This is a genomic window from Microbacterium sp. B19 (assembly GCF_000333395.1).
Classification (GTDB): Bacteria; Actinomycetota; Actinomycetes; order Actinomycetales; family Microbacteriaceae; genus Microbacterium.
Genome location: NZ_BADA01000424.1, coordinates 1 through 5,718, shown reverse-complemented (window position 1 = coordinate 5,718; position 5,718 = coordinate 1). Strand labels below are relative to the sequence as shown.

At 74.1% G+C, this 5,718-nt stretch carries 5 protein-coding genes; 4 read left to right on the top strand and 1 reads right to left on the bottom strand.

All coding sequences use genetic code 11. The annotated features are described in order from the left end of the window. The coding region (locus I5G_RS14970) for an SDR family oxidoreductase (RefSeq protein WP_022879778.1) at nucleotides 1-1,531 on the bottom strand (1,531 nt) is incomplete at its 3' end. A gap of 146 nt (nucleotides 1,532-1,677) precedes the next feature. Here I5G_RS14970 and I5G_RS14965 point away from each other — a divergent pair. From I5G_RS14965 to I5G_RS22805, 4 genes are all read left to right on the top strand, one after another. Then, entirely contained in the window at nucleotides 1,678-2,319 is a 642-nt protein-coding gene (locus I5G_RS14965) for a response regulator (protein ID WP_026095967.1), read from the top strand. Then, entirely contained in the window at nucleotides 2,316-4,022 is a 1,707-nt protein-coding gene (locus I5G_RS14960; protein WP_148286511.1) for a hypothetical protein, read from the top strand. The genes I5G_RS14965 and I5G_RS14960 overlap by 4 nt, the downstream gene beginning before the upstream one ends. An 11-nt stretch (nucleotides 4,023-4,033) precedes the next feature. Further along, entirely contained in the window at nucleotides 4,034-4,711 is a 678-nt protein-coding gene (locus tag I5G_RS14955; protein WP_022879775.1) for a GAP family protein, read from the top strand. Between the two features lie 8 nt (nucleotides 4,712-4,719). Next, nucleotides 4,720-5,718 (top strand): carboxylesterase/lipase family protein (locus tag I5G_RS22805; protein WP_022879774.1); only part of this gene is annotated, 999 nt, incomplete at its 3' end.

Sequence of the window (5,718 nt, the reverse complement as noted above, 5' to 3'; positions counted from 1 at the left end):
TCGCGCTGCCGGACTCGGCGGCCGCGGTGATGCGGCGCGCCATGCCGCTGAAGATGAGCCCGTGGAAGGGCAGCACCGACAGCCAGTACAGGCGCCCCGCGAGACCCGTCGGGAAGAACAGCGCCCGCTGGTCGAAACGCGCTCCGTCGCCGTCGGGGCTCGCCCGCAGCTCGAGCCACGCCCCACCGGGCACCTTCATCTCGGCCCGGAGCCGGAGGAGGTGTCCGGGCTCGATCGCCTCGACGCGCCAGAAGTCCAGCGCGTCGCCGACCGTCACGACGCTCCGACTGCGGCGGCCGCGGGCGAGACCCACGCCGCCGACGAGCCGGTCCATCCACCCGCGGATGGCCCACAGCAGCGGCGAGGAGTACCAGCCGTTCTCGCCGCCGATGCCCTCGATCACCGACCACAGCTGCGCGGGACTCGCGCTCGTGCGCATGGTCCGCTCGTCGGTGTACACCAGGCGGCCGGCCCAGTCGGGGTCGCTCGGCAGCGGGTCGCTCGGGGCGCCGGAGACCTCGGCGTCCTGCCAGCTCGTCTCGATCGCGTCGTCGTTCACGCGCCCGAGCGCGCGCCGCACGGCCTCGCGGTACGGCATCAATCCCTCCTCGGGGCGCGGCACGAGGTCGTCGATCGCGCGGTCCTTCACGACGCAGTCGTTCTGCAGCGACTCCACGAGCGGCCGCGCGATCGACTTCGGGATCGGCGTGACGAGGTTGACCCAGTGCGAGGCCAGGCGCGGCGTCAGCACCGGCAACGACGCGATGGCCCGCTGGTGGAGCCCCGCCTCGAGCGCATAGCCGTTCATCATCTGCCCGTAACGCAGCACGTCGGGTCCGCCGATGTCGACGGCACGGTTCACGTTCGGGGCGACGCGCGCGGCCCCGAGGAGGTAGTGCAGCACGTCGCGCACGGCGATCGGCTGGATGCGGTTGCGCACCCACTTCGGCGCGGGCATGTACGGCAGCACGTCGGTGAGGTGCCGCACCATCTCGAACGACGCCGACCCCGAACCGATCACGACACCGGCCTGGAGCACGAGCGTCGGCACGCCGCTCGCGAGCAGGATCTCGCCCACCTCCACGCGCGACCGCAGGTGTGCGGAGAGCGGTGCGTCGTCGGGGTGCAGCCCGCCGAGGTAGACGATGCGGGAGACGGATGCCGCGGCCGCGGCGTCGGCGACCGTGCGGGCCGCGCGACGGTCGGTGTCCTCGAAGTCGCGCCCACCGCCCATGGAGTGGATCAAGTAATAGAGCACGTCGACGCCGTCGACGGCGCGTGCCACAGCCGCCGCGTCGGTGGCGTCGCCCTCGACCGCGTCGACGTCGTGGCCCCACGGGAACGCCTCGACGCGGCGCGCATCGCGCGCGAGCACCCGCACGCGGTAGCCGGCAGAGATCAGCCGGGGCACGAGGCGGCCGCCGAGGTAGCCGGTGGCGCCGAGGACGAGGGCGCGCGGCGCGGACCCGTCGGGACGGGGCTGCGCGACGAGCGCGGGTTCACGACCGGTGGGGGCGGACAACTCGCTCATGCCGAAAAGGTACGCCCGGCCCCCGACATCACGGGGGGCTTGACGCCAAGGTCCCTGCCGTCTCGCGTGAGTTGCCAGGATTTGTCGCCGCAACCGCGCCGGAGGCGACAAATGCTGGCGACTCACGCAGAGATAGTGTGAGAGACGTGGTGACCGCGTGGGTGCGACGCGTGCTCGTCGTGGAGGATCAGCCCGCGATGCGTGCGCTGCTGTGCGACATGCTGGTCCACCGCGGATTCGACGTCACCGGCGCGGCCGACGCCGCCGAGGCGACCGCACTGTTCGCCGCGACCGACCCCGACGTGCTGCTCACCGACATCGACCTCGGCTCGCGTCCCTCGGGCGTGGAGCTGGCCACGATGCTCACCGGACTCGCCCCGCACCTCGCGGTCGTGTTCCTCAGCAGCTTTCCCGCAGGCGTTCGCGCGTCGGGGCACCCCGGACCGCGCGGAGCGGTGTTCGTGTCGAAGCTCGACGTCAGCTCGGCGGAGGTCGTGGTGGATGCCATCGAGGCGGCGCTGCGCACGACCACTCCCCCGGCTCCCGCGGCGCCGGTGCGCGTCTCGCCGCTCGCCGCCCTGACACGCCGTCAGATCGAGATCCTCGCGCTCGTCGCCCGAGGCTGGTCCAACGAGCAGATCGCCCACGAGCGCGGCACGACGACCCGAGCCGTCGAGCGCGCGGTGAGCCGCATCTTCGCCCGCCTCGACCTCGGCGCGGCGACCGGGACGAACCCGCGCGTGCGGGCGAGCGCGCTGTACCTCGCCGAATTCGGCCCCGTCGCGTGAGGACGCCGCTCAGGGCGGTGCGCCGCGCCGTCGGCGGCGGACGCTTCGTCACGCGGTGGACGTTCGTCGCGATCGCGGCGATGTCCCTCACCGTGCTCACCCCGCTGCCCGCGGAACTCTCCGGCGGCGAACGCGCGCTCGTGGCGACGGCGACGGCCGCCGTGTTCGCGCTCGCGTGGGGTGTCGTCGCCGTCGCCGAGCGCGCCTCCCGGCGCCCCGGCGTCCGCGCGACGATCGTCGTCGGCGCGCTCGTGCTCACCGCGCTCGCCCGACCCGCTCTGCAGGACGCGATCTCACGGCTGGCGGGTCTCGCCGTCGCGCCCGCGGACGAACTGCCGCTCCGCGCCGCGACCAACCTCGTCGCCTGGGCGATCACGCTGATCGGCACCGCGGCACTGGTCGACGTCGCCCGGTCGACGCGCGAGACGAACACGCTGCTGGCCCAGGTCCTCGCGCAGTGGAACGGGAGCGCGGAGCGCGTCCGCGGCTACACCGCGAACGCCCGCGCCGCGATCCGCGCCGCCGCCGACGCTCTCGAAACCGCGCGCCCCGAAACGGTCGACGACGTGCGGGAGCTGGCATCCACTCTTCGCGTGCACGCGCGCGACCTGGCCGACCGTGCCGCGGCTCCCCCGTCCCTCGACGTCGAGGATGCCGCCCCACCGCCACACGCACGCACGCGCTCCGCGTTCCGCCTGCCGCCGATCGGCATGTCCGCGATGCTCTACGGTCTCGCCGTCCTTCCGTACGCGCTGCGCAGCGTCCCGCCGGTCGCGCTCGTGCTCGGGCTCGTGGCCGGTCTGCTGTGCGGAACCGTCGCCGACCTCCTCTCGCGGCTGCGCCCGCTCGCCCGGCGGCCGCGCGCGCGTGGCGGGGTGTTCGCCGCCTCATCCGTCCTCGTCGGCACCGTCCTCGCCGCGATCGCCGCCGCCCAGGGGGTGCCGCTGCCGTTCGCGGCCGTGCCGATCCTCGCGTATCCCGCGCTCGCGCTCGCCCTCGCGCGCGGGCGGGCCGCGATGCACGGCCTGGGCGTCGAGCGTCGGCGCCTCTCGAGCGCGATCGCCGCCCGCGGACGTGCCGACGACCTCGGGACGCGCCGCGTCCGCGCGGGCCTCCACCGCGCGGCCGACCTCGTGCACGGGGACGCCCAGGGCGCCGCCGTGCATTTCGTTCTGCGGCATCCGGATGCCACGCCCGCCGAGGTCGCGTCGTTCCGGGCGGGGCTGACGCCCCTCGCGGACGCCGTGCGCGGCGTGCTCGACGACCCGGAGCCGACGGCCGAGACGGTGTCGCTCACGCCGCTGCTCGGGACGTGGGGCGTCGCGATGCCCGTCGACGCCGACGTCGCCGCCGACGCGGACGCTCTGCTCCGGAACGATGCGGCGCTCGCGCGCGACGTGGTCGACGTCGTGGCCGAGGGGCTGCTCAACGCCGCGAAACACGCACGCCGCCGGGCCGCGCGCGTGGACGTGCACCTCCTCGCGACCGCCGCGGGGCCGCGCCTGCGGGTCCGCGTGATCTCACCCGGCGCACCGGCCGCGGGAGCGCACCTGCGCGCCGGCTCGCGTGCCGACCGCCTCGGGGCCCGTCTCACGGCGCAGGGCGACGACACCGTGCTCGAGGCCCTCTTCCTCGTGGCCGACGCGCCCGGTTCTGTCGTGTCGACCGAACATTCCGCCGGAGGCTCGGAGCGCCACGCGTAGCGTCGGCGCCGATGTCCGAACTCTCCACACTCCTGCCCCTCGCCGTCGGCATGGCGATCTCGCCCCTGCCGATCGTCGCCGTCGCCGCGATCCTGTTGTCCACGCGCGGGCGCGCCGCAGCACCCGCGTACACCGGCGCGTTCCTCGCCGTGACCCTCGCGGTCATCGCCGTCGGTGCCGCGACGTCCGCGGGCGCCTCCGCCGCCTCGCACGGCAGCGGCGGCAAGATCGTCGTCCTGATCCTCACGGCCCTGCTGACGGTCGGCTTCGCCGCCTTCGCGGTGGTCAGCTGGCTCGGTCGACCGAAGCCCGGGACCCCGCCGGCGACCCCGAGCTGGCTCGCCGCGGTGGATGCCATCACCCCGGCCCGCGCGGCCGGTCTGGGGCTCATCATGGCGGCGACCAACAGCAAGAACCTTCCGCTCGAACTGAAGGGCGGCGCGGTGCTCGGCACGGCGCACCTCCCCGTCGCGGTGACGGTGCTGCTGTGCGTCGCGCTGGCCGTCGCGGGTTCGCTGACGCTCGTCGTCCCGACGATCCTCGGTGCGACGGGCCTGCCGCCGGTGGTCGCCGCGTTGCGCCGTCTCAAGGACGAGATGATCGCGCACAATGCCGTCATCATGACCGTTCTCTTCGCCGTCCTCGCCGCGTCCGAAGCGTCCCACCTGATCCACCAGCTCACCGCGTGAGGTCTCCCATGAACACCCTTCTCGTCGCCGCCCCCGCCGGGACCTTCCACGGCGTGCTCGACCGCTCCGTCCGCTCGTGGCGCGGCATCCGCTTCGCTCTTCCGCCATCCGGCGAGCGCCGCTGGCGCGACCCGCTCCCCGCGCCCGATGCTGACGGAGAAGTGGATGCCACGGCCTTCGGCCCCGTCTGCCCCCAGCCGCTGAACCCCGCCGTGCCGCTCGGCGACGGTGCCGTGGAGGACGAGGACTGCCTCTCACTGAACGTCTGGGCGCCCGAGACGGACGCCGACGCCCCGCGGCCGGTCATGGTGTGGCTGCACGGCGGCGCGTACACGTTCGGATCGTCGAGCCAGCCGCTGTACGACGCGACCTCGATGGTGGCCGCGGGCGACGTGATCGTGGTGACGGTGAACTACCGCCTGGGTGCGCTCGGGTTCCTCGACCTGACGGGCGCCGTGCCCGACGGCGGCTTCGACGGCAACCTCGCACTCAAGGACGTGCTGCTCGCGCTCCGTTGGGTGCAGCGCAATGTCGCGGCGTTCGGCGGCGATCCCGACCGGGTGACGGTGTTCGGCGAGTCCGCGGGCGGGGGCCTGGTGACGACCCTCCTCGCGGTCCCGTCGGCGCGCGGACTGTTCCACCGCGCGATCGCGCAGTCGTCCCCGGCATCCAGTGTCTACGGCACGGCGCGGGCGGAGAAGGTCGCGCGGAGCTTCCTGACGAAGCTCGGCGTCGACGCCCCCGACGCCCTTCGCGCCGCGCCCGTGGACGCCGTCGTCGCCGCGGGCAAGGCCGTGTACGACGAGGTCCCCCTCTCCGACCCCGGCACGCTCGCGTTCGCGCCGGTCGTCGACGGCGACCTGCTCCCCGAAGCGCCGATCACGGTGCTGCGCGAGGGGCGTGGCATCCCGGTTCCGCTGATGATCGGCACGAACAAGGACGAGGCGTCGCTGTTCTCGTTCATGAAGTCGCCGCTCATCCCCATCACCGGCGACCGCATCGACCAG

Coding starts and splice junctions, on each gene's coding strand:
- I5G_RS14955 (WP_022879775.1), top strand. CDS start 4,034: ATGTCCGAACTCTCCACACTCCTGCCCCTCGCCGTCGGCATGGCGATC.